The 26,903-nt window shown below is 69.5% G+C and carries 24 protein-coding genes; 14 read left to right on the forward strand and 10 right to left on the reverse strand.

Annotated elements, in window-relative coordinates:
* Nucleotides 1–58: 58 nt before the first annotated feature.
* The gene (locus ACFVM3_RS16920) at nt 59–1,330 is read right to left on the reverse strand and encodes a tannase/feruloyl esterase family alpha/beta hydrolase (protein ID WP_378439648.1); all 1,272 of its coding nucleotides are present in this window, start codon (nt 1,328–1,330) and stop codon (nt 59–61) included.
* Between the two features lie 118 nt (nt 1,331–1,448).
* On the opposite strand from ACFVM3_RS16920, the gene ACFVM3_RS16925 reads away from it, so the two are divergent.
* Nucleotides 1,449–2,303 (forward strand): alpha/beta hydrolase family esterase, encoded by an 855-nt coding sequence (locus ACFVM3_RS16925; RefSeq protein WP_378439650.1) that lies wholly within the window; start codon nt 1,449–1,451, stop codon nt 2,301–2,303.
* Here ACFVM3_RS16925 and ACFVM3_RS16930 read toward each other — a convergent pair.
* Nucleotides 2,280–2,585: an ArsR/SmtB family transcription factor gene (locus ACFVM3_RS16930; protein ID WP_378439651.1), complete on the reverse strand. Its 306-nt coding sequence runs from the start codon at nt 2,583–2,585 to the stop codon at nt 2,280–2,282. The genes ACFVM3_RS16925 and ACFVM3_RS16930 overlap by 24 nt on opposite strands.
* Before the next feature lie 52 nt (nt 2,586–2,637).
* Here ACFVM3_RS16930 and ACFVM3_RS16935 point away from each other — a divergent pair, with 52 nt between their 5' ends.
* A complete protein-coding gene (locus ACFVM3_RS16935) occupies nt 2,638–3,807 on the forward strand; it encodes an MFS transporter (RefSeq protein WP_378439653.1) in 1,170 nt (389 codons plus the stop codon).
* Nucleotides 3,808–4,011: 204 nt separating this feature from the next.
* On the opposite strand, the gene ACFVM3_RS16940 is transcribed toward ACFVM3_RS16935, so the two are convergent.
* The 6 genes from ACFVM3_RS16940 to ACFVM3_RS16965 form a co-directional block, all read right to left on the reverse strand.
* Nucleotides 4,012–4,941, reverse strand: a complete 930-nt coding sequence (locus ACFVM3_RS16940; protein WP_378439655.1) for an N-acetylmuramic acid 6-phosphate etherase — start codon at nt 4,939–4,941, stop codon at nt 4,012–4,014.
* Nucleotides 4,942–4,958: 17 nt separating this feature from the next.
* Entirely contained in the window at nt 4,959–5,930 is a 972-nt protein-coding gene (locus tag ACFVM3_RS16945) for a MurR/RpiR family transcriptional regulator (protein ID WP_378439657.1), read from the reverse strand.
* Nucleotides 5,931–6,167: 237 nt separating this feature from the next.
* The gene (locus tag ACFVM3_RS16950; protein WP_378439658.1) at nt 6,168–7,943 is read right to left on the reverse strand and encodes a serine hydrolase; all 1,776 of its coding nucleotides are present in this window, start codon (nt 7,941–7,943) and stop codon (nt 6,168–6,170) included.
* 11 nt (nt 7,944–7,954) lie between these two features.
* The gene (locus tag ACFVM3_RS16955; RefSeq protein WP_378439660.1) at nt 7,955–9,223 is read right to left on the reverse strand and encodes an exo-beta-N-acetylmuramidase NamZ domain-containing protein; all 1,269 of its coding nucleotides are present in this window, start codon (nt 9,221–9,223) and stop codon (nt 7,955–7,957) included.
* A complete protein-coding gene (locus tag ACFVM3_RS16960; RefSeq protein ID WP_378439662.1) occupies nt 9,220–11,025 on the reverse strand; it encodes a glycoside hydrolase family 3 protein in 1,806 nt (601 codons plus the stop codon). Before ACFVM3_RS16960 ends, ACFVM3_RS16955 begins: the two co-directional genes overlap by 4 nt.
* A gap of 576 nt (nt 11,026–11,601) precedes the next feature.
* Nucleotides 11,602–12,399, reverse strand: coding sequence for an HAD-IB family hydrolase (locus tag ACFVM3_RS16965; protein ID WP_340685316.1), 798 nt, complete (start codon nt 12,397–12,399; stop codon nt 11,602–11,604).
* Between the two features lie 573 nt (nt 12,400–12,972).
* Between ACFVM3_RS16965 and ssd the strand changes: the two genes are divergently transcribed.
* The 8 genes from ssd to ACFVM3_RS17005 all read left to right on the forward strand — a co-directional run bounded on the left by ssd (nt 12,973) and on the right by ACFVM3_RS17005 (nt 18,543).
* Nucleotides 12,973–14,046: a septum site-determining protein Ssd gene (gene ssd, locus ACFVM3_RS16970; RefSeq protein ID WP_378439664.1), complete on the forward strand. Its 1,074-nt coding sequence runs from the start codon at nt 12,973–12,975 to the stop codon at nt 14,044–14,046.
* Nucleotides 14,043–15,185 (forward strand): TadA family conjugal transfer-associated ATPase, encoded by a 1,143-nt coding sequence (locus ACFVM3_RS16975; RefSeq protein ID WP_378439666.1) that lies wholly within the window; start codon nt 14,043–14,045, stop codon nt 15,183–15,185. The genes ssd and ACFVM3_RS16975 overlap by 4 nt, the downstream gene beginning before the upstream one ends.
* Nucleotides 15,182–15,925 (forward strand): type II secretion system F family protein, encoded by a 744-nt coding sequence (locus tag ACFVM3_RS16980; RefSeq protein WP_378439668.1) that lies wholly within the window; start codon nt 15,182–15,184, stop codon nt 15,923–15,925. Before ACFVM3_RS16975 ends, ACFVM3_RS16980 begins: the two co-directional genes overlap by 4 nt.
* The gene (locus ACFVM3_RS16985; protein WP_378439670.1) at nt 15,919–16,497 is read left to right on the forward strand and encodes a type II secretion system F family protein; all 579 of its coding nucleotides are present in this window, start codon (nt 15,919–15,921) and stop codon (nt 16,495–16,497) included. The genes ACFVM3_RS16980 and ACFVM3_RS16985 overlap by 7 nt, the downstream gene beginning before the upstream one ends.
* A 129-nt stretch (nt 16,498–16,626) precedes the next feature.
* Complete coding sequence (locus ACFVM3_RS16990) at nt 16,627–16,800, forward strand: DUF4244 domain-containing protein (protein ID WP_378439671.1); 174 nt, start codon at nt 16,627–16,629, stop codon at nt 16,798–16,800.
* Nucleotides 16,800–17,144: a TadE family type IV pilus minor pilin gene (locus tag ACFVM3_RS16995; RefSeq protein ID WP_378439673.1), complete on the forward strand. Its 345-nt coding sequence runs from the start codon at nt 16,800–16,802 to the stop codon at nt 17,142–17,144. Before ACFVM3_RS16990 ends, ACFVM3_RS16995 begins: the two co-directional genes overlap by 1 nt.
* Nucleotides 17,141–17,497, forward strand: a complete 357-nt coding sequence (locus ACFVM3_RS17000) for an Rv3654c family TadE-like protein (RefSeq protein ID WP_378439675.1) — start codon at nt 17,141–17,143, stop codon at nt 17,495–17,497. Before ACFVM3_RS16995 ends, ACFVM3_RS17000 begins: the two co-directional genes overlap by 4 nt.
* Nucleotides 17,498–17,916: 419 nt before the next feature.
* Nucleotides 17,917–18,543, forward strand: a complete 627-nt coding sequence (locus tag ACFVM3_RS17005; protein ID WP_378439677.1) for a bifunctional DNA primase/polymerase — start codon at nt 17,917–17,919, stop codon at nt 18,541–18,543.
* Nucleotides 18,544–18,572: 29 nt separating this feature from the next.
* On the opposite strand, the gene ACFVM3_RS17010 is transcribed toward ACFVM3_RS17005, so the two are convergent.
* Entirely contained in the window at nt 18,573–21,038 is a 2,466-nt protein-coding gene (locus tag ACFVM3_RS17010; protein ID WP_378439679.1) for a DEAD/DEAH box helicase, read from the reverse strand.
* Between the two features lie 311 nt (nt 21,039–21,349).
* Between ACFVM3_RS17010 and ACFVM3_RS17015 the strand changes: the two genes are divergently transcribed.
* From ACFVM3_RS17015 to ACFVM3_RS17030, 4 genes are all read left to right on the forward strand, one after another.
* On the forward strand, nt 21,350–23,644 hold the full coding sequence (locus ACFVM3_RS17015; protein ID WP_378439680.1) for a sodium-translocating pyrophosphatase: 2,295 nt from the start codon (nt 21,350–21,352) through the stop codon (nt 23,642–23,644).
* Nucleotides 23,645–23,760: 116 nt separating this feature from the next.
* Nucleotides 23,761–24,312 carry a hypothetical protein gene (locus ACFVM3_RS17020; RefSeq protein ID WP_378439682.1) on the forward strand — a complete coding sequence of 184 codons (552 nt, stop codon included), beginning with the start codon at nt 23,761–23,763 and terminating at the stop codon, nt 24,310–24,312.
* Between the two features lie 91 nt (nt 24,313–24,403).
* Nucleotides 24,404–24,988, forward strand: a complete 585-nt coding sequence (locus tag ACFVM3_RS17025; protein ID WP_378439683.1) for a hypothetical protein — start codon at nt 24,404–24,406, stop codon at nt 24,986–24,988.
* Between the two features lie 34 nt (nt 24,989–25,022).
* Nucleotides 25,023–25,634 (forward strand): hypothetical protein, encoded by a 612-nt coding sequence (locus ACFVM3_RS17030; RefSeq protein WP_378439685.1) that lies wholly within the window; start codon nt 25,023–25,025, stop codon nt 25,632–25,634.
* A 271-nt stretch (nt 25,635–25,905) separates the two neighbouring features.
* On the opposite strand, the gene ACFVM3_RS17035 is transcribed toward ACFVM3_RS17030, so the two are convergent.
* Nucleotides 25,906–26,718: a serine protease gene (locus ACFVM3_RS17035; protein WP_378439687.1), complete on the reverse strand. Its 813-nt coding sequence runs from the start codon at nt 26,716–26,718 to the stop codon at nt 25,906–25,908.
* Nucleotides 26,719–26,903 lie beyond the last annotated feature (185 nt).

Below are 26,903 nucleotides of genomic sequence, written 5' to 3' on the forward strand. Positions count from 1 at the left end.
CTCGTCGACGTCCCAGTACGGCACGCGCCACCACGACGTCACGGTTTCGGGGTGAACTTCAGCTTAGTGCGCAAGTCGTCGCCAGATCACCGCTCGCGCGCGGGATCGTCGCCGAAGCGGGCGGGCGGACGCCGTCGAGCCAGCCTTCGAGCGCGGTGAACGCCGTGCGGAAACACGGGCCGATGGGCCGCAGCTTGTCCGGATACACGTCGTAGAGCCCGTCGACGTGGTTGCCGTCGGCGATCCGGTAGTAGCGCTGGAGCCCGGCGCGGCCCTGGCCGGCGATCATCCGCTGGTAGACGTCGGAATCGCGGGTGATCGGCAGCAGGGTGTCGAGGGTGCCGTGCAGGGTGATCAGCGGTTTGCCGATCCGGCCGGTCAGCGAGATCCGTTCCACCGCGCGGTGCACCGACGGCGGGCGAGTGGCGTAGTCGTAGTCGGTTCCGGCGAACGACGGATCGAATTCCGCCTGATAGATACGCTGGGTCAGGCCCCAGTAGACGTCGTTGTGGTACGGCCAGAGGAATTCCGAACCCGGCGCGAAACCGGCGTCGAGGATCCGCTGATGGGCTTGCGCGGAACCGGCGGCGTAGGCGGGGTAGGCCTTGATCGCGGGCGGCAGGAAGGTGAACAGGTTCGGGCCGTCTTCGTGCCAAAGCGTGCCCTCCCAATCGATGCCGCCGTCGTAGAGCCACGGCCGGTTCTCGAGCTGCCAGCGGACGAGGTAGCCGCCGTTCGACATCCCGGCCGCGAGGGTGCGGCTCGGCAGGCGCCCGTAGCGGTGCGCGACGGCGGCCTTCGCGGCGATCGTCAGCTGGGTGACCCGCGAGTTCCACTCGGCGAGCGCGTCACCGGGGCGGCGTCCGTCGGTGTGGAAATCGGCGCCGGTGTTGCCCTTGTCGGTGGCGGCGAACGCGTAGCCGTCGGCGAGGACCTGGTCGCCGATCGCGCGATCGTTCGCGTACTGCTGTCGCACGCCGGGTGACCCCGAGACCACCAGTCCGCCGTTCCAGCGATCGGGTAGCCGCAGCACGAACTGCGCGTCGTGGTTCCAGCCGTGCGTCGTGTTGGCCGTCGACGAATCCGGGAAGTAGCCGTCGATCTGGATGCCGGGAACGGCCTTGGGCACGGGGAAGCCTGCCGAGGTGAGCCCGGCCCAGTCGGACTGGACGGTGTGCCCGGTGGCCAGGGTGCCCGTGGTCGTCAAATCGTCCAAACAGGACAGTTCTTGCTTCGCGGCCCCGGGAACGCGCACGTTCCCGCAACCACTCGCCGCCTGGGCGGGCGTGGCCAGGGCCAGCATCATCGCGAGGACCAGAATGAGCCGCATCGGACGACGGTAAGCGGCGGGTTCGCGTGCCGGTATCCGGTCCGGCCACACAAAACGGGCCGTCGCTGTGGTGGTCTTCCACGTGGGAAGCGGGCGTCGGCGGTTTTAGCCTGAGGTGATGCGAAAACTCCTCATCGGCGCGGTGGTTTCGGCATTGACCCTTCTCTTTTCGGCTCCGGCGCAGGCGGCGACGATCCGTCCGGTGACCGGGTTCGGGAGCAATCCCGGTGCGTTGCGGATGTTCGAATACGTTCCGGACGGGCTGCCCTCCGGACGGCCGGCGGTGGTCGTGCTGCACGGCTGCACCCAGGACGCGGCCGGATACGCGCGTGGCTCCGGCTGGGTCGGGCTCGCGGACAGGCTGCGGTTCAAACTCGTTCTGCCGCAACAGGTTTCAGCGAACAACTTCAGCAAGTGTTTCAACTGGTTCCAGGCGGGCGACATCGAACGCGGGTCCGGAGAGGCCGAATCGATCGCGCAGATGGCGCGGTTCTCCGCCGGGAGCCGGACGTACGTGACCGGCCTGTCGGCGGGTGGCGCGATGACTTCGGTGCTGCTGGCGGCGTATCCGGAACTGTTCGCGGGCGGCGGTGTCGTCGCGGGGCTGCCTTACGGCTGCGCGACTTCGATGATCGACGCGTACTCCTGCATGAACCCCGGCAAGGACCTGACCCCGAAGCAGTGGGGTGACAAGGTGCGCGCCGCGGGCGCCGGGCCGCGTTCGCCGGTCAGCGTCTGGCACGGGACCGCGGACTACACGGTCACTCCGATGAACATGCGCGAGCTCGCCGAGCAGTGGACCGATGTCGGCGCGGCCGTCGACACGCACGCCGTCACCGGGATGGGGCACGGTCAGCCGATCGCGCCGGCGGCCGGATGTGGGCAGGCGGGGCCGTACCTGCTCGACGTCGGTGTGTGCGCCGCGGCGGAACTCGCGGCGAAGTGGCGGCTAGGCGAGGACAGCGTCCAGTAGCCCGGGAAAGCGCGAGTGGACGTCTTCGGTGCGCAGCTCGACCCAGCGGGTCCGGCCCTCGACGAACGTCGTCGTGAGGCCGGCCTCGCGCAACACCTTCCAGTGATGGGAGAGCGTCGGCGGGCTGATCTCGACGTCGTACTCGGTGACGGCACAGCTTCGCGGCGAAGGATTGCTTCGCAGGGAGCGGATCAGCTCCAGGCGTACGGGGTCCGCGAGCGCCTGGAGCACCGGCACGATCTCGATCTCGTCGACCGACGGCTGCGGCAGCGTGCTGCTCACTTCACTCCAAACTATTTGACAGTCATCGAATAGTCCCGCCACTATACCGCCCATGACGATTCGACGATCATCAAATGATCGGCTCGCTCTGGGGGCTCTGCTGGTACTCGCCGTCGGGACGTTCACCGTCGGCACCGACGGATTCGTCCTGAACGGGCTGCTGCCAACCATCGCCGCCGACCTGCGCGTTTCCGAAGCCGTCGCGGGCCAGCTGACCACGGTCTTCGCGGTGACCTACGCGGTTTCCTCACCGATCATCGCGGCCTTCACCGGACGGCTCGACCGGCGCTGGGTGCTCGGCGCGGGGATGGTCCTGTTCACGATCGGCATGGCCGGTCAGGCACTCGGCGAGTCCTTCGCCGTGGTCGCCGTCGCCCGCGTGCTGGCCGCCCTCGGCGCCGCCGCGTTCCAGTCCAACGCCTACGTCCTCGCCGGTGCCCTCGCGTCCGACGAGCGCCGCGGCCGTGCCCTGGCCACGGTCTCCGCCGGGATGAGCGTGTCGATGGTGCTCGGTGTGCCGATCGGGGTGCTGGCCGGGAACTGGTTCGGCTGGCGCGCGGTGATGTGGGGAATCGGCGCGGTGGCGATGGTCGTGATGCTCCTCGTGCCGCTGCTGCCGCGTGTCCGGATGCCGACGGTGTCGTTGCGCGACAGGCTCGCCGTCGTCGCGCGGCCGCCGATCGCGCGCGTGCTCGGCGTGAGTGTTCTCGGTACCGCCGCGGGCTTCGCGGCCTTCGTGTACTTGCCGGTGCTGGTCGCTCCGGTGGCGGTGGGCGCGATGATCTCGTGGCTGCTCGTCGGTTTCGGGATCGGGCAGATCGCGGGCAACGCCTTCGCGGGCCGGGCCACGGACTCACTCGGCCCCGCGCGCGTCCGCGCGCTCTCGCTCATCGGGACGGTCGCGACCCTGGCGCTGCTGGACGTCGCCGTGCTGAGCCTGCCCGGCGCGCTGGTCTTGGCGCTGGCATCGGGCGTGTTCGGCGGAATGCTGATGGTGCCGCAGCAGCACCGGCTGTTCTCGCTGGCGCCCGACGCGCCGACCGTCGCCATGGGGCTGAACGGTTCCGCGATCTACGCAGGGGGTGCGCTCGGCGCCGCGCTGGGTGGTGTCGTCCTGTCCTCAGCGGGTGTTTGGTGGATCGGTCCCGTTGCCGCCTTCGTCGCTCTGCTGGGCTACGCGCTTTCGGTGCCTTCGCGGACGAGAGTGCCGGAGCCCGCCTGATCAAAAGGGGAGCAAGGGACCTTTGCTCTCGTTTGTCTCAACGTCGAGATAAGTGGTAGCAAAGGTCCCTTGCTACCCCGCTCGGCGTGATGTCCCCAGCCGATGACGTCGAGCAGCGGGATGAACCCGGCCATCCCGGCGGCGGACACCCGTTCGCGTCGCGTGAGCGAGGCGTCGGGATGAACGGGTCTGTCCGCCGGTGGTTCAGCTCGCGCGCACCCGCAGGGAGTCGAGAGCCTTGCGTACGTGGCCATCGTTGGCCGCCAGCGCCTTCGCCGCGCTCGCGACGTCCTCACCGGACAGCAGATGGACCAGCGCGACCTTGAGGTCGCCGTCGGCCTCGGTGAGCGCGTCGGAGCAGTCCGCCATGCTCATGCCGGTGGCCTCGCGCAGGATCCGGATGGTCCGTCCGCGCAGCTTCGCGTTGGTCGCCCGCATGCTGACCATCAGGTTCGAATACGTGCGGCCGAGCTTGATCATCGTCGCGGTGGAGAACGCGGTGAGGATGATCTTCTGCGCCGTGCCCGCCTTCATCCGGGTCGACCCGGCGATCGCCTCGGGGCCGGTGTCCACCGCGATGAGGACATCGACCCCCGGCGGCGTCACCGCTGCCGGGTTGCCCGACACCAACGCGGTGCGGGCACCGCGACGGCTGGCCGCGGCCAGCGCGCCGAGGACGTAGGGGGTGCGGCCGGAAGCGGTCAGCCCGAGCACGAAGTCGCCCGGCGCGACGGACTCGGCCACCTCGGCGGCTCCGGCCTTCGCGTCGTCCTCGGCGTCTTCGACGGCTTGGCGCAGCGCGCGTGCGCCGCCGGCGTGATGCGCGATGAACCAATCGGAGGGCACGTTGAACGTCGGCACGAGCTCCGCCGCGTCCAACGTCGCCAGCCTGCCGGACGTGCCGGCCCCGAAGTAGTGCACACGGTGTCCCGACCGCAGCGCTTCCACGGCGAAGTCGACCGCCCGGGCCACCTGCGGCAGCACCGCGGCGACGGCTTCGGGGACCCGGCGGTCCTCGGCGTTGATCGCGCCGAGGATGCCCATGGTCGACATCAGGTCGATGTCGGTCGTCCGTGGATTGCGCTGTTCGGTTGGCGAATCGACGTGCACCACCTGGCGTGGGACGGTCATCATGCGCCTCACTTTTTCGCTCATTTGCCGGTTTCCCGCGGCCGCCGCCTGCCGTCGGGCCGGACGCCAAGACGGTGCGAACCCACCGCGTCCCTGGTCGCGTCGAGCGCGTTGACCGACGCGTCCATGTGCCGCTGCGCGACACCGATGAACAGGCAGTCGATGACGGTCAGCTGCGCGATGCGACTGGCGGTCGCACCCGAGCGGAACGTCGTCTCCCGCGCGGCCGTGGTCAGTACGTGGTCGGCGACCTCGGTGATCGGCGAACGCGGGAAGTTCGTCACGGCGACGGTGATCGCGCCGTGCTCGCGGGCCACGCGCAGCGCCTCGACGGTGTCCGTGGTCGCGCCCGTGTGGGAGATGCCGATCGCGACGTCTCCTGGGCTCAGCACGGCGGCCGAGGTCAGCATGATGTGCGTGTCCGACCAGGCGAAGCTGACCCGCCCGATACGGTGCAGCTTCTGCTGCAGGTCCGCGGCAACGAACGCGCTCGCGCCCACGCCGTAGACGTCCACCCGGCCGGCGCCCGCCAAAACGTCGATCACCCGCTGTAGCGACGGGATGTCGAGCTGGTCGGCGGTCTCCTCCACGGCACGGGCGTCCGCGAAGCTCACCTTGCCGATGACCGCTGCCAGGTCGTCCTCCGGACCGATCTCGCCGCCGAGGTTGCGGGACGACCGCGCCTCGGACCGGGCGGTGTCGGCCGCCAAGGCGATCCTGAGCTGCGGATATCCGCCGACGCCGACCGCCTTGCAGAACCGCGTGACGGTGGTTTCGCTGGTGTTGGCCGCGAGCGCGACCTCGGTGATGCTGCGCCGCGCGACCGTCGCGGGATCGTCGAGGACGACCTTCGCGACACGCTGTTCAGCCCGGGCGAGCCCGGGCAGGAGGGAGCGAATCCGGACGAGCGGGCTCGCGTCAGCGTCCCGTGTCGGCTGCGCCGGCACGGTCTCGGACGGTGCGGCCGCGACTACGGAATCGGTATCGCCCACCGTGGGAAAGTTACTAACCGTTGGCATCTGCGACAAGGCTACCCACACCCTTCGGGAAGATCGCAACCTATCCGTGTCTGCGGATTCGATTTGCGATTAATCGTTGACCAGAAAGTCGCTAACCAGGTCGAGGCCGTTAACGAGGTCGAGCTAACGACTTGGCAACTTAGTGTCGCGACGCAAGGGGCTGTGTCCCGGTCAACGGGGCGGTCCGGTCACCGCATCGGAGCTGGCTGGTTACCTAGTGCTCAATTTCCAGCCGGTAGCGACGAAGGTAGGCGGATTATGCTCACTGTCCAGCAGTGTGCGGCCGCGTTCAGTGACTTTCACACCATCCAAGGAAATTCCCCGTCCGGTGTAACGGGCATCGGTCGTGTAACGCCAGCGGAGGGTGATTTGTGAGCTTTGCGACACCTCGGCCGCCGCCCGCCACCAAGCCCGGTGACCGTGCCCGCCGAGACCGGTCTGGCCCCCAGCGGGAGCGCCTGGTCCGTTCACACGCAGGGTAATCGTTTTCCAGGTGGCTCCGCCGTCGGTACTTGTTTCCAGGAACAGCGAGTCCGAGGGACCCTCGGTGTCCACGAAGGTGTCGAAGGAGACCTTCAGCGGCCCGCCGTGCGTCTGTAACGGCGGAGTCGTGAGCGTGGCCGTGGAGACGTCCCCGGCGCCGCTGAACCACGCGTCGCGGCCGCGCACCGGACGGACGGCCATCGCCTTCGCCAGGGAGCTCGCCCACGTCTCCCTGGCGATGTTGATCGAGCCCCAGTTCCGGGTCGGGTGCACGCGGTTGGTGAGCAGGATCGCGAACGACCGCGACAGCGGGTCGATCACCAGCGAGGTCCCGGTGAACCCGGTGTGCCCGGCCGTCGAGGGCGCCGACAACGCGCCCATGTACCAGGGCTGGTCGAGCTCGAAGCCGAGGCCGTGCGCGTTGTCGGGGAACTTGTGGTTGTAGTTCGTCAGCATCGCCCGCACGGTCTCTTCACGCAGGATCCGGTGACCTCGGTACGCGCCGCCGTTGAGGAGCGTCTGCGCCAGCACCGCCATGTCCCCGGCCGTGGAGAACACACCCGCGTGCCCGGCGACTCCGCCCAGCGACCACGCGTTCTCGTCGTGGACCTCGCCGCGTACGAGCCCCCGAGGCGGCTTCGCGGCGTACTCGGTCGCCGCGACCCTGGCGAGTTTCGACGCGGGCGGGTTGTACCCGGTGTCGGCCAGGCCCAGCGGGATCGCGATGCGGTCCTGGACCACCTTGTCCAGCGATGCCCCGGCCACCTTCTCCACCAGGAAGCCGAGCGTCAGCAGGTTGATGTCGGAGTAGAGGTAGGTGCTGCCCGGCGGGTTCTTCAGCGGGCTGTCGAGGACGGCCTTCCGGCGCGACGGGATGTCCGGGTAGCCCTCCCACAGCGACGGGAGCGGTGTCGCGGCGAAGCCCGAGACATGCGTGAGCAGCTGCTGGACGGTGACGGCCTCCTTGCCGTTCACCCCGAACTCGGGCAGATACCGCACCACCGGCGCCGCGATGTCCAGCTTGCCCGTCTCGGCCAGCTGCATCACCGCGATGGAGGTGAACAGCTTCGAGATCGAGGCCATGTCGAAGATCGTGTCCGCGCGCATCGGCACCTGCTGCTCGGGCGGCAGCTCGGTGCCTTTCGCGTCGGCGTAACGGACAGCGCCACCGACGGCCTGGCGCTCGACGACCACGCCGTCGTGCGCGAGCAGGCCGACCGCACCGGAGAAGTGCGGGTGCCCGGTGACGTCCGGCTTGGTCCAGCTCTCGATGAACCGCTCGGCCGCCTTGATCGGCGCCGGGTCGAGACCGACGTCGGAGGGGGCGCCGTCCCGCAGGACGGTTGACGCGGGCGCGAAACCCTCACGCGGCTTGTCGAACCGGCCCGCCGCGCGATCGCGCTGCTGCTCGCTCCCTGGAATCGCCTGTGCTCCCGCCGTCGACAGCGTGGTCGCCGCGACCAGTACGGAGACGGCCGCGATCAGGATCTTCCTAACACGCAAGGTCGTTCCCCTCAGCGATAGATGAGATGGCGGCGGCGTTTCCGGTCGAACTCGGCCAGTTCGGCCTGCCACGACCCGACGATCTCGTCCGCTCCGGCGCCCTTGTCGATCATCGTGCGCAACCTGTCGGAGCCGGAGAGCTTGTCGAGGAAGTTGTCGGGCCGCCACTTGAACTTGTCCGGATGCACCTGCTTCGCGGTGACGAACATGGTGACCGCGGTACGGATGGCGTCGAACGCCCGCGGGTCCGTGACGGTCACCTGCACGCCGCCGCAGGGCTCGTTGACGAACTTGCCGAACGTCGGCACGAAGTACGCCTCACGGAACTTCACCCCGGGCAGCCGTAGCTCGCCGAGCTTCTCGCGCCAGCGCCAGTCGAGGCCCGGCGCGCCGATGATCTCGAACGGCCTGGTGGTGCCCCGGCCTTCGGAGAACACGGTGCCCTCGAACATCCCGGTGCCGGGATAGACGAGCGCGGTGTCCGGCGTCGGCATGTTCGGGCTCGGCGGGACCCACGTCAGCCCGGTGCGCGCGAAGAGCTGATCACGTCGCCAGTCCCGCACTTCGACGATTTCGAGCTTGCCCGGCGTGACGCCCTCGGCGGGCAGGAACTCGGCGGCGAAGAACCGCGCGAGTTCGCCGACGGTCATGCCGTGCTGCTGCACGATCGGCTTCCGGCCGACACCCGAGGCGTACGCCGGGTTCAGCATCGGCCCGGCGGCCTTGCCGCCCAACGGGTTCGGCCGGTCCAGCACGACGACCGCCGCGCCGACCTTCGCCGCCGCGACCATCGCCGTGTACAGCGACCAGATGTAAGTGTAGAACCGCGCGCCGACGTCGGCGATGTCGAAGACGACGGTGTCGACGCCCGCCTTCGTGAACATCCCGGCGAGCTTCGTCGCGTCGGCGCCGTACGCGTCGTAGACGGGTACGCCGGTGCGGGGATCGGTGTAGTCGCCCTCGGAGCCGCCCGCCTGCGCGCTCCCGCGGAAACCGTGTTCGGGCCCGAACGCGGCGAGCGGCCGGACGCCGGCGGCGACCATCGAGTCGACGATGTGGTCGCCGCTCGCCAGGACGCCCGTCGGATTCGACAGCACGCCGAGCTTGCGGCCGGACAGCGGCGCCCAGCCCTTGGCGGCGAGCACGTCCGCCCCGGTACGGGTGAGCGGGGGACCTTTGCTCTCGCTTTCCGGCTGGGCCCCCGCGACCGAGGACCCGGCCGTCAGCGCGGGGACCGCGAGCGCGCCGGTGGCGAGGAAGTGGCGGCGGTTGAGGTTCACCAGGTCAGCCCGTGGCCGAAGGGGTACTTCACCGTGCCGACGTCCTTGCCGGCGGGAACGTCCACCGGCAGCTTGCCCTGCGGCTTCACCTTCCCGAGGATCACCTTCGCCAGCGCCTCGAGCGAAGGCGAGATGTAGCCGTACGTGGCCAGCCACGTCTTGATCGGGTTCTCGTAACCGGCGTCGTACGGGATCTGCGCGGCGACCGCGACGACGGGTTTCCCGGTGTCGGCCAGCGCCTGCAACAGCTTGCCCTGCAACGGATACGTACCGACGTTGTTGGTCAGCACGACGACGAGATCGACGTTCTTGGCCGCCGCGACGGCCTGCGAGATCTGCGCGTCGGTCGGCGTCTGACCGGTCTGCAACGCAGTCGCCTGCGTTCCGTGCGCGGTGAGCTTCGCGGCCAGCGACGCCGTCGTGCTCACGCCCCAACCGGTCACGAGCGTCTTCGCCGGTTGCTGCTTGAGCGGCAGGACGCCGCCGTCGTTGCGGATCGCGGTGACCGACCGGTCGGCGATGCCCTGCGCGGTCGCGAGGTTGGCCGGGGTGCCGACCTTCGACATCACCTTGGCCGGGTCGACGAACGGCGAGGTCAGGATGCCCCGGTTCAGCTTGAGCTTGAGCACCCGCAGGACACTCTCGTCGATGCGCCGCTCGGTCAGCTCACCCTTGCGGACGGCGTCGAGCACGGAGTTGATCGCGAGGTCGAGGTTCACCGGCATGAGCAGCTGATCGATACCGGCCTTGAGGGCGAGCACCGGGATCTCCGCGTCGGTGTGCATCTCGCGCACGGCGTCCATCGACAGCGAGTCGGTGACGACGACGCCGCGGTAACCGAGCTCCTCGCGCAGCTTGCCGGTGAGGATCGGCTTCGACAGCGTGGCCGGCTCACCCGACGGGTCGAGGCTGGGGAACTGGATGTGCGCGCTCATGATCGAGTCGATCCCCGCCTTGATGGCGGCCTTGAACGGCGGCACGTCGGTCGCGCGCCAGCTGTCCTCACTGCGGTCGATCCTGGGCAGCTCGTGGTGGCTGTCGGTGGCCGCGTCGCCGTGGCCGGGGAAGTGTTTCGCGGTGGCGGACACCGTCTCCGAGCGCCGTCCGGAGTTCTGGAAGCCCCTGACCTGGGCTTCGACGAACTGACTCGCCAGCTCCGGGCGGCCGGAGAAGGACCGGACACCGATCACCGGGTTGGCCGGGTTGGAGTTCACGTCGGCGTCGGGGGCGAAGTCCTGGTTGATGCCGACGGCGCGCAGTTCGTGCCCGAGGATCCGGGCGGCCTCCTGCGCGGCCTTGGTGTCACGGCCGGCCGAGATCGCCATCGCGTTCGGCAGCTCGGTGGCGGGGGAACCCATCCGGGTGACCGTGCCGCCTTCCTGGTCGGTCGCGATCTGCAACGGGATGCGGGCGCCGCTGCGGAGGGCCGCCCGCTGGAGCCCGTTCGACAGCTTGGCGACCTGCACCGGATCGTCGAAGTTGTCGCGGCTGTCGTTGTTGAAGTAGATGACGCCGCCCAGGTGGTACTTCTCGATCACCTGCGCGGGGGTGTCGACGCCGAAGTCGGCCTTGTTCTTGGCGTTGACCTCGTCGGCGGACTTCCCGTTCACCCACGTGACGAACAGCTGCCCGACCTTCTGTTCCAGGGTGAGCCCGCGCAGCGTCCGCTGCGCCTCCACGTCGGCCGTCACCGGCTGCGCGGTCGCCGGAACCCCCGCGACACCCAGGGTGAGCAGGCCCGCGAGGGGCAAGGCCAGCGCATGGATCCTCCGATGACGGGCGTGCGCGGTTCGGGTCGTCACCTCAAGCCTCCCAGATTCGTGCCTGACTCTCAGATGGAAAGAAGTCCACCTGGAAGCACTGATATCCGGAAGCTACCCACGAGCACTTTGCTTGTCCATCGGCCACCCGCACGAACGGTCCGTTCATACACAAAGGGACGCGAAGGGGCCTGTCACGCTTGAAAACGGGGGCAAAACACTGGCGGCGCCCGTCGGCAAGAAGCCGGCGGGCGCCGCCAGTCAGTGCGGACCACTCGGGCGACCAAGCGTGCAACTCTGGTCGTACCTTCATGGACTCGGCGTCCGGCGTCCCGGTACGCAGTCCCTAGACGACGAGCCTCCCGCGGCGCGCTGCGCGTGGGTACCCGGTGTCCGCACACGGAGATTCGCCGGGGTGGAACAGGCTTCTCTTCTACCTGTTCCCTGGCCGACCGAACGTCCGCACCTACTTTCTACGCCGTGAGCCGGGTCACTTCAAGTGCGCAGACGGGTGCACCGGTACAGAGGCTCGATCTAGTGACACGGGCACCCTCCGCGACGGACAATTCGCGGCCCTGACTGCGAAAACCGGCCAGGTACCGCCGTGTGGGTGTGCGCTCAGCGCGTGCGTTTGCGCCGGTTGTAGCCGTACCAGGTGGCCCCCGCCGCGACGGCGCCGAGCGCGACCAGCCCGGCCGAGCGCGCCGGGATCCGGGTCCGCAGCGACATCGGGTGTTCGAAGGCGAGGATCTCCCAGCCCTGTTCGGTCGCGTGCTTGCGCAAAACGCGGTCGGGGTTGACCGCGTGCGGCCGTCCGACGACCTCGAGGAGCGGGATGTCGGTGCTCGAGTCGGTGTACGCGTGGCACTGGGTGAGGTCGTAGCCGTAGGTCGCCGCGAGCTGCTTCGCCGCGACGGCCTTGTTCTCGCCGTAGCAGTAGAAATCGACTTCGCCCGAGTAGCGACCGTCCACAATCTGCATCCGCGTGGCCACGCTGCGCGTCGCGCCGAGCATTTCGGCGACCGGTGCGACGACCTCCTCGCCGGTCGCCGACAGGACCACGACGTCGTGTCCGTCCGCGCGATGCGAGGAGATCAGTTCCGCCGCCTCCGCGTAGACGAGCGGGTCGACGACGTCGTGCAGCGTCTCGCGGACGATCGCGGACACCTGCGCGACGTCCCATCCGGCGCACAGCGCGGAAACCTCCGCCCGCATCCGCTCGGTCTTCGCGGCGTCCGCGCCCGCGAGGGAGAAGACGAGTTGGGCGTACGCGCTGCGAAGCGCGGCTCGGCGGTTGATGAGGCCTTCGCGCAAAAGCGGCTTGCTGAAGGCCAACGCGCTCGATGACGCGATGATCGTCTTGTCGAGATCGAAGAACGCCGCGACCTGGCTGGGCGTCGTGCTGGGTCGGTCCACTCGCCAAGGATAGGAGAGCCGGGCGGGCGCGTGCCCGTTGGTCGACCACGATCGGGATACCGCGGTGGAAAATTCACGACCGCGCACCCGATCGGGCGCGTCGTGCCGTTATCGAATTGTGGGTACGGAGGTCGCCCGCACCAGGCCGGTATCGGAGTTACAGTGAGATTGTCCGGTGTTGCACCGGGCCCAGGTTCAGTCCGACCCCCCGGGGCTGAACCCCAGGCGGCCCTCGTCCCTCCCCCCTGGCGAGGGCCGCCTCCTTTATCCCTTGTGGTGCCAGTGGTTCAGACCTCGGCGGCCATGAAAACCGCGCCTGGGTAAGGCCGGAACCACTCGGAGTTCGTTAACTTTCTTTTCTCTCAACTGTTTTCCTGCTCGGCGGCGAGCGGGAAATGGGCCGTGCATTCGTGCGGGGAAGGACCGACAAAACCGCGGGAAACCGGTTTCCCGCGGCGGAGTTGTCCACAACACCCCGGTTGTCCACAGGCGGGACGGAATGGCGTTGTGCGCGGCGGGGAGCGGCGCGACCGTGGAGTCATCACCCGAGTCCGACGAATCACTGGGGGAGCCATGACCGCGGAACATCCGCTCGTCGTCGCCGGCGACGACATCCTGCTCGACGAGATCCTGCGCGTGGCCGCGGCCGCGGGCTGCGAAGTCGAGCGCGCGCCCGATCTGGCCGCCGCACGCGGGAGGTGGGCCCGCGCGCCGCTCGTGGTGCTCGACGAGGAAGCCGCGAGCGCGCCGAACCGCCTGCTGCGGCGAAACAAGGTGCTGCTGGTCTGCAAAGGCGCGCCGACGCCCGTGACGTGGGAGCGTGCCTTCAACACCGGTTCGGAGAAGGTCCTTTCGCTCCCGGACGAGGAAGGCGACCTCATCGGCGAATTCGCCGATGTCGTCGACGGGCCGGCGCGTGACGACGGCGTCGTCATCGGGATCATCGGCGGGCGGGGCGGCGCCGGGGCTTCCGTGCTGGCGGCCGCCGTCGCGTATCAAGCGGAGAAGTCCGGCACCGGCGGGCTGCTGGTCGACTGCGATCCGCTCGGTGGCGGGGTCGACGTCCTCCTCGCCGCCGAACGCGATCGCGGGCCACGGTGGCCGGAGCTCGATCTCGGCGGCAGGGTGTCCATGGCGGCGTTGAGCGAAGCACTGCCGCGAAAGAAATACTCCACCGGCTCACTGTCCTTTGTGTCCTATGGCAGGGAAGGACGCGGCCCCGGTCCCGACGCGATCGAGGGCGTGCTGAACGCCGGACGGCGGGCGGGGCGGACGGTCGTCTGCGATCTGCCGAGGTATTTCGGCGCCGAGACGGGCGCCGTGATCGGGCTGGCCGATCTCGTCGTGGTCGTGGTCCCCGCGGAACTCCGTGCCTGTGCCGCGGCGAAACAGGTCCTCGCGAGGCTCGAACCTCACGCGACGAGGATCGGTGTCGCGGTCCGTGGGCCGTCGCCCGCCGGGCTGGTCCCGCAGGAGATCGCCGACGCCGTCGGCGTCCCGCTCATCACTTCGATGGGTCGCGAGCGATCCCTCTCGGCGGCCCTCGACCGCGGTGAATTCGTCCCGAGGCATCGCGGGCATCTGGCCACGGCGGCCACCGAAGTCCTCGCGGCGGCGCGCGGAAATCTGGCCGGTGCCCCGCGATGACCGAAGATCTGGTCGAGCGGGTCCGGCGGCGGCTGGCCGGATCGGCCGCCCCGGCGGATCCGGTGAGCGTCGCGCGGGCGGTGCGCGCCGAAGCGGGCGGCTCGCTCGGGCAGGACGCCGTCCTCGGAGCGGTCCGGCTGGCCCGTGACGAGTTCGTCGGCGCCGGCCCGCTCGCGCCGCTTCTCGAAAAGCCCGGCGTCACCGACATTCTCGTCACCGCTCCCCACAAGGTCTGGGTGGACACCGGTGAAGGTCCGCAGGAGACGGAAATCCGTTTCGCCGACGAGGAAGCGGTCCGACGGCTGGCCCAGCGGCTCGCCCTCGCCGGCGGGCGGCGGCTGGACGACGCGCAACCGTTCGCGGACTGCTGGCTGCCGGGAGTCGGGCCGCAAGGCCGGGTCCGGATGCACGCGGTACTCCCGCCGCTCGCGCCCGCCGGGACCTCCCTCTCACTCCGCGTTCTCCGGCCCGCCTCCCATGACCTCGCCGAACTCAGGTTGCGCGGGGTGTTCGGCACCAGCGGCGCGGAGCTGCTCGATTCGGTCATCCGGCGACGGCTCGCGTTCCTGGTCTCCGGCGCGACGGGGTCGGGCAAGACGACCTTGCTCGCCGCGTTGCTCGGCGCCGTGCCCCCGTCCGAACGCATCGTCTGCGTCGAGGACGCCGGAGAACTGCAACCGGACCATCCGCAGTTCGTCAGCCTGCTCACCCGCCCGGCCAACGTCGAGGGCGCGGGCGAGATCGGGCTGAGCGAACTGGTGCGCCAGGCGTTGCGGATGCGCCCGGACCGCCTGGTCGTCGGAGAAGTGCGCGGCCGGGAGGTCATCGCGTTGCTCAACGCGATGAACACCGGACACGAGGGCGGCGGCTGCACCCTGCACGCCAATTCCTCGGAGGAGGTCCCGGCGCGTATGGAGGCGCTGGCCGCGCTCGGCGGGCTGAAACGCGACGCGTTGCACAGCCAGCTGACGGCGGCGGTGCGGGTGGTCCTGCACATGGTCCGTCTGCCGAGCGGGATCCGGCGGCTGGACGAGGTCGGCGTCCTTCGGTCCTTTCGCGGTGAGGCCAAAGTCGTTCCGGTGTGGAGCAAGGGCACCTGGATCGGCGACGAGACTCCTTTCGAGGGGCTGGCGGCATGAATCCGTGGTTCCTGCTCTCCTGCGGCGCGGGGCTGGCCTGCTGGCCGAAGCAGATGGTGCGCGCGCCGATCGCCTGGCGGTTGCCCCAAGCGGTTCGGACGGGTTGGTGGCCTCTACCGGCGCTGCTCGTCCTGCCGTTCCTCGGCATCGGCTGGGCGGTGGCGGTACTCGTGTTCACCGTGACCGTCCGCCAGGAGGTCCGGTCGCGGGCGCGGGCGAAAGCGGCGCTGGCCGAAGCGGAGCTCACCGCGTCCGTGCTGCGGACGATGATCGGTGAACTCCGCGCGGGCGCCCATCCGGTGACGGCGGCCGAAGCCACCGCGGAGGCGATCCCCGCTGCGTCCGAGCGGCTGCGCGGACTCATCGCGGCCGCCCGGCTCGGTGGTGAGATCGCCGCCGATCCGGACGCGCCACCGGCACTCGTGAACGCGTGGACGCTCGCGACCCGGTTCGGGCTGCCGATGGCCGACGTGCTCGACGCCGCGCGACGGGACGCGGAGGCGGGCATCGGCTTCCGCCGTCGCCTCAAAGCCAAGATGGCCGGTCCACGGGCGAGCGCCGCCGTGCTCGCGGCCCTCCCGCTCGTGTGCCTGCCGCTCGGCGAGGCCATGGGGGCGGGCCCGGTCCAGGTCCTCACCGGGACGGGCGCCGGTCAGCTGCTTCTCGTCATGGGCAGCGGGCTGATCTGGGCGGGCACGGCCTGGTGCCGGGCCCTCACCGGGCGGGTGGCGTCATGCTGACCGGCGCGGCGTTGATCCTGCTGGGCGGTGCCGTCTTCTGTTGGCCCCGTGTCACGGCCGGACGCGTAGCGCGGCCAGGTCGGTTTTTCACGCGGCTCCGGGCACGGCCGCCCCGGGATAAAAGCGCCTTCGAACTCGTCCGGTCCGCGGCCACCCTCGACCTGCTGGCCGCCTGCCTGGCGGGCGGACTGCCGGTGCCCGTCGCACTCGAGGCCGTCGTGCCGACCGCCTCTCCGAAGACGGCGGCGGCTCTGCGTTCGGTGGCGTCGCATCTCGCCGTGGGCATCGGGCCGGCGGAAGCGTGGGCGCCGGTCCGCGACCTGCCCGGCCTGACCGAACTGGCCGTCGCCGCCGTCCGGACGGCACGGGCGGGCACCGCGCTCGCCACGCACGCGAAAGACCTCGCGCGAAGGCTGCGCGAGTCGCTCTCCGCCGAAGCCGAGGAACGCGCGGAACGGGCGGGAGTGCTGCTGGCGGCACCGATCGGCCTGTGCTTTCTCCCCGCGTTCCTCTGCCTCGGAGTCCTGCCCGTCGTACTCGGCCTGGCCGGCCGGCTCGACGGCGTCCTCTGATCACTGAAAGGCGGGCGGCGCTGAAGAAATAGCGCGAGAAGCGATCAAAGACGTGAACCCGCCCGGCCGAAGGCCCCGCTGTCGCGGTCGCGGGGGTGCACCGACAGCAATCACTGAAAGGCGATTCCCTTGAACAAGCTCCCCACCTTCCGCGAAGACGACGGTATGGCGACGATCGAGTACGCCATCGCCACCCTGGCCGCCGCCGCGCTGGCGGCCGTCCTCTACTTGGTCATCGACAGCGAAGCCGTCCGCGCCGGGCTCACCGCCCTCATCGAGCGGGCCCTGTCGGTGAAGTTCTGATGCGCGGCGACGACCGCGGCTCCGTCACCGTGGAGGCCGCGCTCGGCATCGGCGCGCTGACCTTCGTCTCGGCACTGTTGCTCGCCGGGATCGGGGTCGCCTCCGACCAGCTCCGCTGCACCGACGCGGCCCGCGAGGCCGCCAGGCTCCTCGCCCGCGGCCAGCCCGCCCGTGCCGAACAGGCGGTGCGGGAGATCGCCCCGTCCGGCGCCCGGCTGAACGTCGTCCGCGAAGGCGACACGATCACCGCCGGCGTCGAGGCCGAACCGGTCGCCGGGCTCCTGCCGGGTATCCGGCTGCGTTCCAGCGCCTTCGCCATCGCCGAGCCGGGGAGCGTGCCGTGACCACCGACGATCGCGGCGTCGCGACCGTGTGGACCGCCTCGATCGTCGCCGTCCTGGTCGGCGCGGCGGCGTTCGCCTTCTGGATCGGCGCCGCCGTCACGACCCGGCACCGCGCCGAGGCCGCCGCGGATCTGGCGGCGCTCGCGGCGGCCTCACACGCGTCGGACGGTCCCGCCGCGGCCTGCGAACGGGCCCGGCAGGTCGCCGTCCGGATGTCGGTCACGCTGCTGACCTGCCGATGGGAACGCGGTGACGCCCTGGTCGAAGTGCGTTCGGAGCCGTCGGGGCGGCCGACGGTCACCGGACGGGCGGAGGCACGGGCCAGGGCGGGTCCGGTCGACCGGTCACCGTGACGGAGCTCGCACGGTGAACGGTCGCCAAGCGGTGACCGGCCGGTAGTACGCGCGAGTAACCGCTGAGCGCGAGCAGCGGTCGTTGACGCGCGGCGAGCGGTCGAAGCCATGATCAGCTCGCCGCCGAACGGTCGCCCGCCGCTCACCGCGGACGCCGCCGCACGAGCGGGAAGCCCAGGTCGGCTGCGACGAACGGCTCGGTACCGGTCGTGCACGCCCGTTAATCGGACGTCCGGCGTTCGGTCCGTCCGGTCGCACTACCGCGCGTTCATCGCTAAGTAACCGCCGGTTGTCGCGTGAGGTCTTCTCCCGATGTGCAACTTGCCGTTTATTGAGATGTGCGCCACTTCGAAAAGTTCGCCGAGGCCGGTGCGACCGAGACAGACACAGGACAGAGTTGACCTGAGGCAGGGACAGTAATGTTGGACGCGAATTGGCCGGACAGCTGGCGGGGCGCCTTCCGCATCGAAATGCGGGCGGAGGCGATCGGTCTCGCCTGGCGTGGCTGGCCGGTGCTCCCGGGTGCCGAGCCCGCGGCGCTCACCGCCGAAGGTGACGACCTCACCTGGCGGCGTCCCGTCCCGGCCCAGGACGACTGGCGTGAACTGACCGAGACCCACCCGCACGAGGTCGCCACCTGGTTCGGCGACGACACGCACAGCCTGCTCGTCGCCACCGGCACCGTGCTCGACGCCATCGAGGTCGACGACGAGCTCGGCAAGGCCGCCGCCCGTCTGCTGCGCGCCACCGGGCACCCCGCCCCGATCGTCGCGATGCCGAACGGCCGCTGGCTGTTCCTCACCACCGTCGCCACGAGCATCCCTCGGGAACTGGCCGACGAGGCCTCGATCCAGTGGCACGGCGCGAACGACTACATCCCGCTGCCCCCGTCGCCGTTCCAGCACGGTGTCGTGCACTGGCGGGTCAAGCCCGAGGTCTGGGGCTGGCAGCTGCCCGAGGCCGCCGAGGTGCACGACGTGCTCGTCCGTGCGCTGGCCGGTGACCAGGCCGTCGCCCCGGTGGCGAGCCTCAGCACCGCCGCCTGATCAACCCACAATTTCAAGCCACAGCCATTTCAAACCACCAAGTGGCCGGACACGGACCCGTGCTGACGCAAAGCCCCGAGCACGGTGTCCAGAACGGCCACCGCCCCCGCCTTGTCCAGCGGATCGTTGCCGTTCCCGCACTTCGGCGACTGGACGCAGGACGGGCAGCCGGCCGGGCACTCGCAGGAAACGATCGCCTCCCGCGTTGCGGCCAGCCAAGGGACAATCGCGGCAAATCCGCGGTCGGCGAATCCCGCACCCCCGGGATGGCCATCGTGCACGAACACCGTCGCCTCCCCGGTGTCTTCGTGCCACGCGGTCGACACCCCGCCAATGTCCCAGCGGTCGCACGTAGCGAACAGCGGTAGCAGGCCGATCGCCGCGTGCTCGGCGGCATGCAGGGCACCGGGGACGCGCGCCGGATCCAACTCGGCGCCCGTCCCCGGTGCTCCGCCAAGTTCCTCGGTCCCCGCCCTGGAGCCTCCGGTCCCCACCGGCTCCAGAACTTCGGTCCCCGTCCGATGGCCCCCGGTCCCCGCCACGCCATCGGAGGTGCCGAGCAGCCCGGCCGAGATCGTGTACCAGACGGCTCGGGTGTGCAGGCTCTGCTCAGGCAGGTCCAGCGGTGTCTGGTCCAGCACTTCGCCGGACGGACGTCTCCGCAGGTAGCCGACCACTTGCGAACTCACCGAAACCTCGCCGAGATTCACCGTGACGCCGCCGTGCACTCGCTTCTCTTCGGTGCGCAGCACGCTGATGTCGACGATCTCGCGCGGTGACGTGGTCCAGTCCGGATCCTCCGCGTGCACCAGGGCGAGCCCGGTCTCCAGATCCAGTTCGTCGACCACATAGGACGAACCCTGGTGCAGGTACACCGCGCCGGGATGGACCGCATAGCAGGCGGAACCCGGGTCGACCGTGCCGAGCATCCGGCCGGAATCGGCTTCCACCACGGCGATCTGCTCGCCGCCGGAACCACGGATGCCGACTTCGGCGTGCGGCCGGTCGCGCGAGGTCCAGTACCAGCCGCTGGTGCGGCGGCGGATGATCTTCTCCTTGACCAGATCGGCGAGTACGGCACGCGCCGAGTCGCCGCCGAAGGCCGCGACCTCCGGCTCGGTCAGCGGGAGTTCGGCGATGGCGCAGGCCAGTTGCGGCCCGAGCACATACGGATTCGACGGGTCGAGGACGGCTGCCTCCACCGGCCGGTCCAGGATCGCGGCCGGATGGTGCACGAGATAGGTGTCCAGCGGGTCGTCGCGGGCCACGAACACGACCAGCGCCGCGTCGCCCGCGCGCCCGGCCCGGCCCGCCTGCTGCCAGAACGACGCGAGCGTCCCCGGATAGCCCGCCAGCACCACCGCGTCCAGCCCGGCGATGTCGACGCCGAGTTCGAGTGCGTTCGTCGTCGCGACACCGAGCAATCGCCCGGACAGCAACGCCGCTTCGAGGGCGCGCCGTTCCTCCGGCAGGTACCCGGAGCGGTACGCGGCGACGGATTCCGCCAGCGAACTGTCCACTTCGGACAGAATCCGCCTGGCGCCGAGGGCGGTCAGCTCCGCGCCTCGCCGCGACCGGACGAACGCCAGCGAGCGAGCGCCTTCGATGACCAGCTCGGCGAGGATCCGGGAGGCCTCGGCCCCCGCCGAACGCCGCACCGGTGCCCCGTTCTCGCCAGAGAGTTCCGACAGCAGCGGGGGTTCCCACAACGCGACCGTGCGGGCGCCGCGCGGCGAGCCGTCCTCGGTGACCGGGACACAGTCCTGTCCGGTGAGTTTCGACGCGAACGCCGCCGGGTCCGCCGTCGTCGCGGAGGCGAGGACGAAGACCGGCGAAGCGCCGTAGTACGCCGCTACCCTTCGCAGCCTGCGCAGCAGCAGCGCCACGTGGGAACCGAAGACGCCGCGATAGCTGTGGCATTCGTCGACGACGACGAACGAGAGCCGCCGGAAGAACCGGGACCAGCGCGCGTGCGACGAGAGGATCCCGCGATGCAGCATGTCCGGGTTCGTGAACACCCAGTTCGCGTGCGCGCGGACCCAGTCCCGCTCTTCCAGCGGGGTGTCGCCGTCGAACGACGCCGCCCGCGCCTTCTTGATGTCTAAAGAGGACACCGAGCGCAACTGGTCGGCGCCGAGCGCCTTGGTCGGCGACAGGTACAGCGCGGTGGCCCGCTCGTCCTCGACCAGCGCCGAGAGCACCGGCAACTGGTACGCGAGCGACTTGCCCGACGCGGTGCCGGTCGAGATCACGACGTGCTCGCCCTCGCGGGCCAAGGACGCTGCCTCCACTTGATGCCGCCATGGCGCCTCGACCCCGTTCGCCTTCAGCGCCTCGACGACCGGACCCGCCGCCCACTCCGGCCAGTCCACGGAATCCGCCGGACGTGCCGGCAACTCGGCCACATGGGTGACCGGGTACAGCGAAGCCGGGATCCCCGCCGTCGCGCGGTCGAGAAGCCGCCGGCCCTTGCCGGATCGCACCGTGCCGTCCACCTTCGGAAGCTTCGCACAGCGCACCGACAGAAACGGACCGCCGCCGGAGGGACTGGAAGCGGCCTCTGATGATCGATACAGTGACCAGCCTCACAAGATTACGGAACGTGCGGTGGCGGGGACGCCTTGCCGTCCGCCATCCCACTACCAATACACTCCCGCAATCCACACCGTCTGTGGCGAGCGTCATGTGAGACGTGCCTTGCAGTGCGACTAGCGTGACGTTCGGCTCAGATCCCCATGCCAACGTCGGAACGCCGGCTCCATCGGCGGATCGTCGTTGGCCAACGGCGACGTCTCCAGGAGGACGAATGTCCCGGCAGTTCCTCGCGGAGGGCGAACTCACGCTCTCCGGAGGTGGTTACACCATCGTCGGTGTGATCGCCGTGGTCGCCCTTGCCGCACTGGTCATCGGCTACGTTCTGATGAAGGAGGTCTTGGCCGCGGGCCAGGGCACCTCCAAGATGCAGGACATCGCGAAGGCAGTGCAGGAAGGCGCGGCTGCCTATCTCAAACGGCAGCGCAACACTCTCGCGATCTTCGGCGCGATCGTTTTCGTGCTGCTCTTCGCTTTGCCGGCCGATGACTGGAACGAGAAGATCGGCCGTTCCCTCTTCTTCCTGGTCGGCGCCGGGTTCTCCTTCGCGATCGGCTATCTCGGCATGTGGCTGGCGACGCAGGCGAACCTGCGTGTCGCGGCCGCGTCGCGCGAGGCGGGCGGTCGAGAGAAGGCGATGCGCCTGGCCTTCCGCACCGGTGGCGTCGTCGGCATGATCACCGTCGGTCTCGGTCTCTTCGGTGCCGCGGTGGTCGTCCTCGTCTACACCGGACAGGCCCCGAAGGTGTTGGAGGGCTTCGGTTTCGGTGCCGCGCTGATCGCGATGTTCATGCGTGTCGGCGGCGGTATCTTCACGAAGGCCGCCGACGTCGGCGCGGACCTGGTCGGCAAGGTCGAGCAGGGCATCCCCGAGGACGACCCGCGCAACGCGGCCACCATCGCCGACAACGTCGGTGACAACGTGGGCGACTGCGCCGGGATGGCGGCGGACCTCTTCGAGTCGTACGCCGTCATGCTCGTCGCGGCGCTGATCCTGGGCAGCACCGCCTTCGGCGTGCACGGCCTGATCTTCCCGCTCATCGTGCCCGCCATCGGGGTGATCACCGCCGTCATCGGTGTCTACATCACCAAGGCCAAGGCGGGCGAAGGCGGGCTGGTCACGATCAACCGCTCGTTCTACATCTCCGCGGCGATTTCCGCGGTGCTCTCGACGATCGCGGCGTTCGTCTACCTGCCCGGTTCGTTCTCCGAACTGACCAGCGGTGCCACCAACGAGTCCGGCAGCCCGGCGCTGATCGCGACCATCTCGGTGATCATCGGCATCGTGCTCGCGGCGGTCATCCTCAAGCTCACCGGCTACTACACCGGTACCGAGCACAAGCCGGTCAAGGAGGTCGGCAAGTCCTCCGAAACCGGTGCGGCGACGGTGATCCTGGCCGGTATCTCGGTCGGGTTCGAGTCCGCCGTGTACACCGCGCTCGTCATCAGCGCGGCCGTGTTCGGCGCGTACCTGCTCGGTGGCGGCGTCGCGCTGTTCGCCGTGGCGCTGGCCGGTACCGGTCTGCTCACCACCGTCGGCGTCATCGTCGCGATGGACACCTTCGGCCCGATTTCGGACAACGCGCAGGGCATCGCCGAGATGTCGGGCGACGTCGACGAAGACGCCGCGCAGATCCTCACCGAACTCGACGCGGTCGGCAACACCACCAAGGCCATCACCAAGGGCATCGCGATCGCGACGGCGGTCCTCGCGGCGACGGCGCTGTTCGGGTCCTATCAGGACGCGATCAGCAAGGCGCTGAAGTCGATCCCGGAGGCGGCGCAGGCCAGCGCGTCCGCGCTGAACTTCTTCGTCAACGAAGTGGTCAGCCCGAACACCCTGGTCGGTGTCATCATCGGTGCGGCGGTCGTGTTCCTGTTCTCCGGTCTCGCGGTCAACGCGGTGTCCCGTGCCGCCGGCGCGGTCGTCTACGAAGTGCGCCGCCAGTTCCGCGACATCCCGGGGATCATGGAGGGCACCACCCGTCCCGAATACGGCCGGGTCGTCGACATCGTCACGCGCGACTCACTGCGTGAGCTGACCACGCCCGGTCTGCTCGCGGTCTTCGCCCCGATCGCGGTCGGCTTCGGCCTCGGCACCGGCGCCCTCGCCGGGTACCTCGCCGGTGCGATCGCTTCCGGCACCCTGATGGCGATCTTCCTCGCCAACTCCGGTGGTGCCTGGGACAACGCGAAGAAGCTCGTGGAGGACGGAAGCCACGGCGGCAAGGGTTCGGACGCGCACGAGGCCACCATCATCGGTGACACCGTGGGTGACCCGTTCAAGGACACCGCCGGTCCCGCGATCAACCCGCTGATCAAGGTGATGAACCTGGTGTCGGTGCTGATCGCCCCGGCGGTCGTGCAGTTCTCGATCGGCGCGGACGCCAACGTCGGCGTCCGCATCGCGATCTCGCTGGCCGCCGTCGCGATCATCGTCGCGGCGATCGTGGTCTCCAAGCGTCGCGAGTCGGTGCTTTCCGAGAGCCCCGCGCAAACGAAGGCGTAACGCCGGAATTTCTCCCCCCGCCGGGCCCGTCACGATTTTCGTGGCGGGCCCGGCGTCTGTCCGGCGCAGGCTAATCTCTGCGCGTCACGCCGATCCGATCCCGGGGAGTCCCTGCCATGAGGCGTTCGATCATCCTGTTCGCCACCGTTTTCCTGCTGGCGGGCTGCGGTGGCGCCGAGCGGGCGGCCGCCCCTTCTCCTTCTTCTCCCGCGCCGGCGGCCGGGAGTTCCTGGATGGACGGTTTCTGCGGCTCGCTGATCGACTTCGCCAAGATCGGCGATTTCACGATGCCCCGCTTCGAGCAGGACGACGTCGCCGGTGCGCGGAAGGCGATGGACGAGGCCTTCGGGGTGTTCGCGCCCGGTTTCGACAACGCGGTCACCGGTTTGGGGAAGCTCGGCCAGGCGCCGAGCGCGGAAGCCGACGCGGCGCGCAAGAGCATCGTCGACGAGCTGACACCGATCCGGGACAAGGTGCTCGCCGCGAAGGCCGCACTCGACGCGGCGCCGAAGGACGACAAGGCCGCCGTCGCGGCCGCCGCGGTTTCCTTCCGGCGAATCGGGTCGGACATCAACGACATGCCCGACCCGTTCCAGCAGCTGGAAACGAACGTTTCGTTGAAAACACTGGCCGCACAGGCCCCGAACTGCAAGAAGCTGCCGTCCTGAGTCTTCTTCGCGTCGCGTTGATTTGCATTGCCCCCCGGTATCGGTACCGTCGGGGGCCAGCCGGGAAGTCGTCAGGTCGGGAGGTGTTTTCGTGCGGCCGCGGTTCACCGTCCTTGCCGCGCTAGCAACAGGTATCGGACTCGGCCTCGCCGGGTGCGGGCAGCAGCCCGCGGTGACTTCCCACGCCAGACAAGAAGGTCTCGCGACGGTCAGCGCGTCGGAGGCCGACCCCGCCTCCGCTTGGACGGAGGGGTACTGCGGCGCGGCGGGCGGCCTCGTCCGGACGCTGGCGACGCTGCCCAGCGTCGATCCGAGCACGCCACAGCAGGCTTCGCGTACCTCCAGCGAGCTGATGACCTCGGTGGTCGAAGGACTGGACCGCACCTCGGCCGCCTTCGAGAGCCTCGGTCCCGCGCCGGTCGCGGGCGGTGACAACTCGCGTACGGCCGCCGTCGCCCAGCTCGCAGGCATCCGCGCCCGGGCCGACGACGTCCGTCATCGCCTGGACTCCTCAAGCGATCCCGAAGCGACGAAAACGGCGCTTCGCGACGCGAGGACGTCCCTCGACGAACTAGACCGCCTCGACCTTCTCAGGGGCCTTAACGACGTCCCTCAGCTCGCCGCGGCGAGCAGCCGGATCCCGATTTGCCAGGATTTGGTCAAACAACCTCGCTGAGTCACCCCGCGATCACTGGCCATGACTCGAACTTGTGTTCTATTCTGTCCGGGTGGACGGGACGATCTCGCTCTTCTCGGCGGAGGCGAGCGGGCCGGGGCTCGCCGACCTCGCCGGTGTGCTGTGCGGGCCCGGGCGGATGACGGGCTTCGGGCGGACGGCCGCGCGGCTGTCCGCCGTGGTCGACGAGCCGTGGCGGGCCGGTGCCCTCGCCAGGGAATGCCGTCGGCGCGGCGCGGAGGCGCAGGTCTCGGCCGCCGAATGCGGGCGGCCGCTCGTGAGGACGCCGTTCCGGGTCGACCTGCTGCCCCTGGAGCAGCGCTGGAACCGTGGTGAAGAGAAGGTCCTGCCGGAGGGCTTCCGGCTCGACGGGGCCATGTTGAGGATGTGGGCGCTGGCGGCGGGTAGTCCCCAGGGCAACGGCTACCTGCTCGCACTCGATCCGGAGGCGCCCGAGACGCACGAGCGGCTGATCACGGCGCTGGCCCAGCTGGGTGTGCCGGCGAAGGCGCAGAAGGGTGAAGAGGCGCTGCTCCGGGTCACCGGGCGGAGGCGGCTCGCGCATGTGCTGGAGCTGATCGGAGACGCGCCGACGGGTGCCGAGCCCGCTTGGCCGAGCCTGGTGCCCGTGGTGCGTGCCGTTTGACGCTCCGGTGCCGATGATCGAGTCCGTGAAGGCCTCCTTGAGGGACTCTGGGTCCCTCAAGGAGGCCTTCACGGGCCGGGCCTGGCATCGACCGCAGCCGGATTTCAGGACTGCAAGACCTGCTTGTCACCGTCCCGGCGCGAGACCGGGCTTCGCCACCTCTGGGACCGCCACGCTCGCTCCCGTAAACGCCATGAAAGGTCCTTTCCTTGCAAATTTCGCAAGGAAAGGACCTTTCATGGCACTCGGGTGAGGGGTGCGGCGAGCCGAGTCAGGGTTTCGGCGCCCGGCAGTTCGGGTTCGACAGGTCCAGTTCACTGTGCGAGAGGCAGGAGGTCAGCTGGTAGGTCTGCTGCCCGTAGTTGATGCCCTTCCGCACGGTCACCTTCCCGGCCGCGTCGACCTCGCACGGGTTGTTCATCGTGCACCGCTGGCCGCTTTCGTTGCCGGTGTTGTTGACGCCGACGACCTTGCCCGTGGCGGTCTCGATGATCGGCGACCCCGAGGTCCCGCCGATCGTCTTGCACGCCGAGGTGTACCTGATCGAGTCCTTCCAGACCCAGTTCGCCTCGCGCAGCTCGTGGACGAAACCGTCGACGTTGCAGGAGTAGATCTTCTTCCAGTAACCCGACACGACGTCCATCGCGATACCCGCCGACGGACGGGTCGGCGAGAGCGTCAGCGGGGCGATACCGTAGGCCGACTTGATCTTGGCGTAGCTGGTGTCGAGCTGGTAGAGCGAGACGTCGGTGTCGGTCATCGTCGCGTAGAGCAGCTTCTTCGCCTTGAGCGTGCCGAGCGAAGAGCGGCCGTCCTTGGACAGCAGGCTGAAGGTCCGCGAAGACGGCTTGTCGACGATTACTTCTCCGGGGTCCGGGAAACCTTCTTGCAGGCAATGTCCGTTGGAAAGGACGAGGGCGGGGTCGTCGAGGCTCGCCTCGGGCGGTTTGACCACCGACCCGGAGCAGTTCGACAACGCCACGGTTCCGGCGAAAGTGGTCGTGGCCGCGTGAGCCGGCGCGGTTCCGATCAGGGCGGACGCGGTCAGCATGGCGAACAGCGTGCCGAGGAGTCGTCGGGTCACGTGGAGTCCTTTCGGGTCGGCGTGGACATCAAGTGAAGCGTTGGCGGGCGGGGAGCCACCACCGTCGAACGGAGGGTGTTCGCCCCGTCACGCGGGACCCCGGGCGGACGTGTCCGACATCACGTGCTAGGTGTTGAAAGGAAACATCGACGAGGTCAGCGGCGATGCGCTGGACACACGATCGG

The sequence above is a fragment of the Amycolatopsis sp. NPDC057786 genome, assembly GCF_042797905.1.
GTDB lineage: Bacteria > Actinomycetota > Actinomycetes > Mycobacteriales > Pseudonocardiaceae > Amycolatopsis.

Coding starts and splice junctions, on each gene's coding strand:
- ACFVM3_RS16980 (WP_378439668.1), top strand. CDS start 15,182: ATGAATCCGTGGTTCCTGCTCTCCTGCGGCGCGGGGCTGGCCTGCTGG.
- ACFVM3_RS16940 (WP_378439655.1), bottom strand. CDS start 4,941: ATGATGACCGTCCCACGCCAGGTGGTGCACGTCGATTCGCCAACCGAA.
- ACFVM3_RS16995 (WP_378439673.1), top strand. CDS start 16,800: ATGCGCGGCGACGACCGCGGCTCCGTCACCGTGGAGGCCGCGCTCGGC.
- ACFVM3_RS16925 (WP_378439650.1), top strand. CDS start 1,449: ATGCGAAAACTCCTCATCGGCGCGGTGGTTTCGGCATTGACCCTTCTC.
- ACFVM3_RS16935 (WP_378439653.1), top strand. CDS start 2,638: ATGACGATTCGACGATCATCAAATGATCGGCTCGCTCTGGGGGCTCTG.
- ACFVM3_RS17015 (WP_378439680.1), top strand. CDS start 21,350: ATGTCCCGGCAGTTCCTCGCGGAGGGCGAACTCACGCTCTCCGGAGGT.
- ACFVM3_RS17005 (WP_378439677.1), top strand. CDS start 17,917: ATGTTGGACGCGAATTGGCCGGACAGCTGGCGGGGCGCCTTCCGCATC.
- ACFVM3_RS16920 (WP_378439648.1), bottom strand. CDS start 1,330: ATGCGGCTCATTCTGGTCCTCGCGATGATGCTGGCCCTGGCCACGCCC.
- ACFVM3_RS17020 (WP_378439682.1), top strand. CDS start 23,761: ATGAGGCGTTCGATCATCCTGTTCGCCACCGTTTTCCTGCTGGCGGGC.
- ssd (WP_378439664.1), top strand. CDS start 12,973: ATGACCGCGGAACATCCGCTCGTCGTCGCCGGCGACGACATCCTGCTC.
- ACFVM3_RS16985 (WP_378439670.1), top strand. CDS start 15,919: ATGCTGACCGGCGCGGCGTTGATCCTGCTGGGCGGTGCCGTCTTCTGT.
- ACFVM3_RS16975 (WP_378439666.1), top strand. CDS start 14,043: ATGACCGAAGATCTGGTCGAGCGGGTCCGGCGGCGGCTGGCCGGATCG.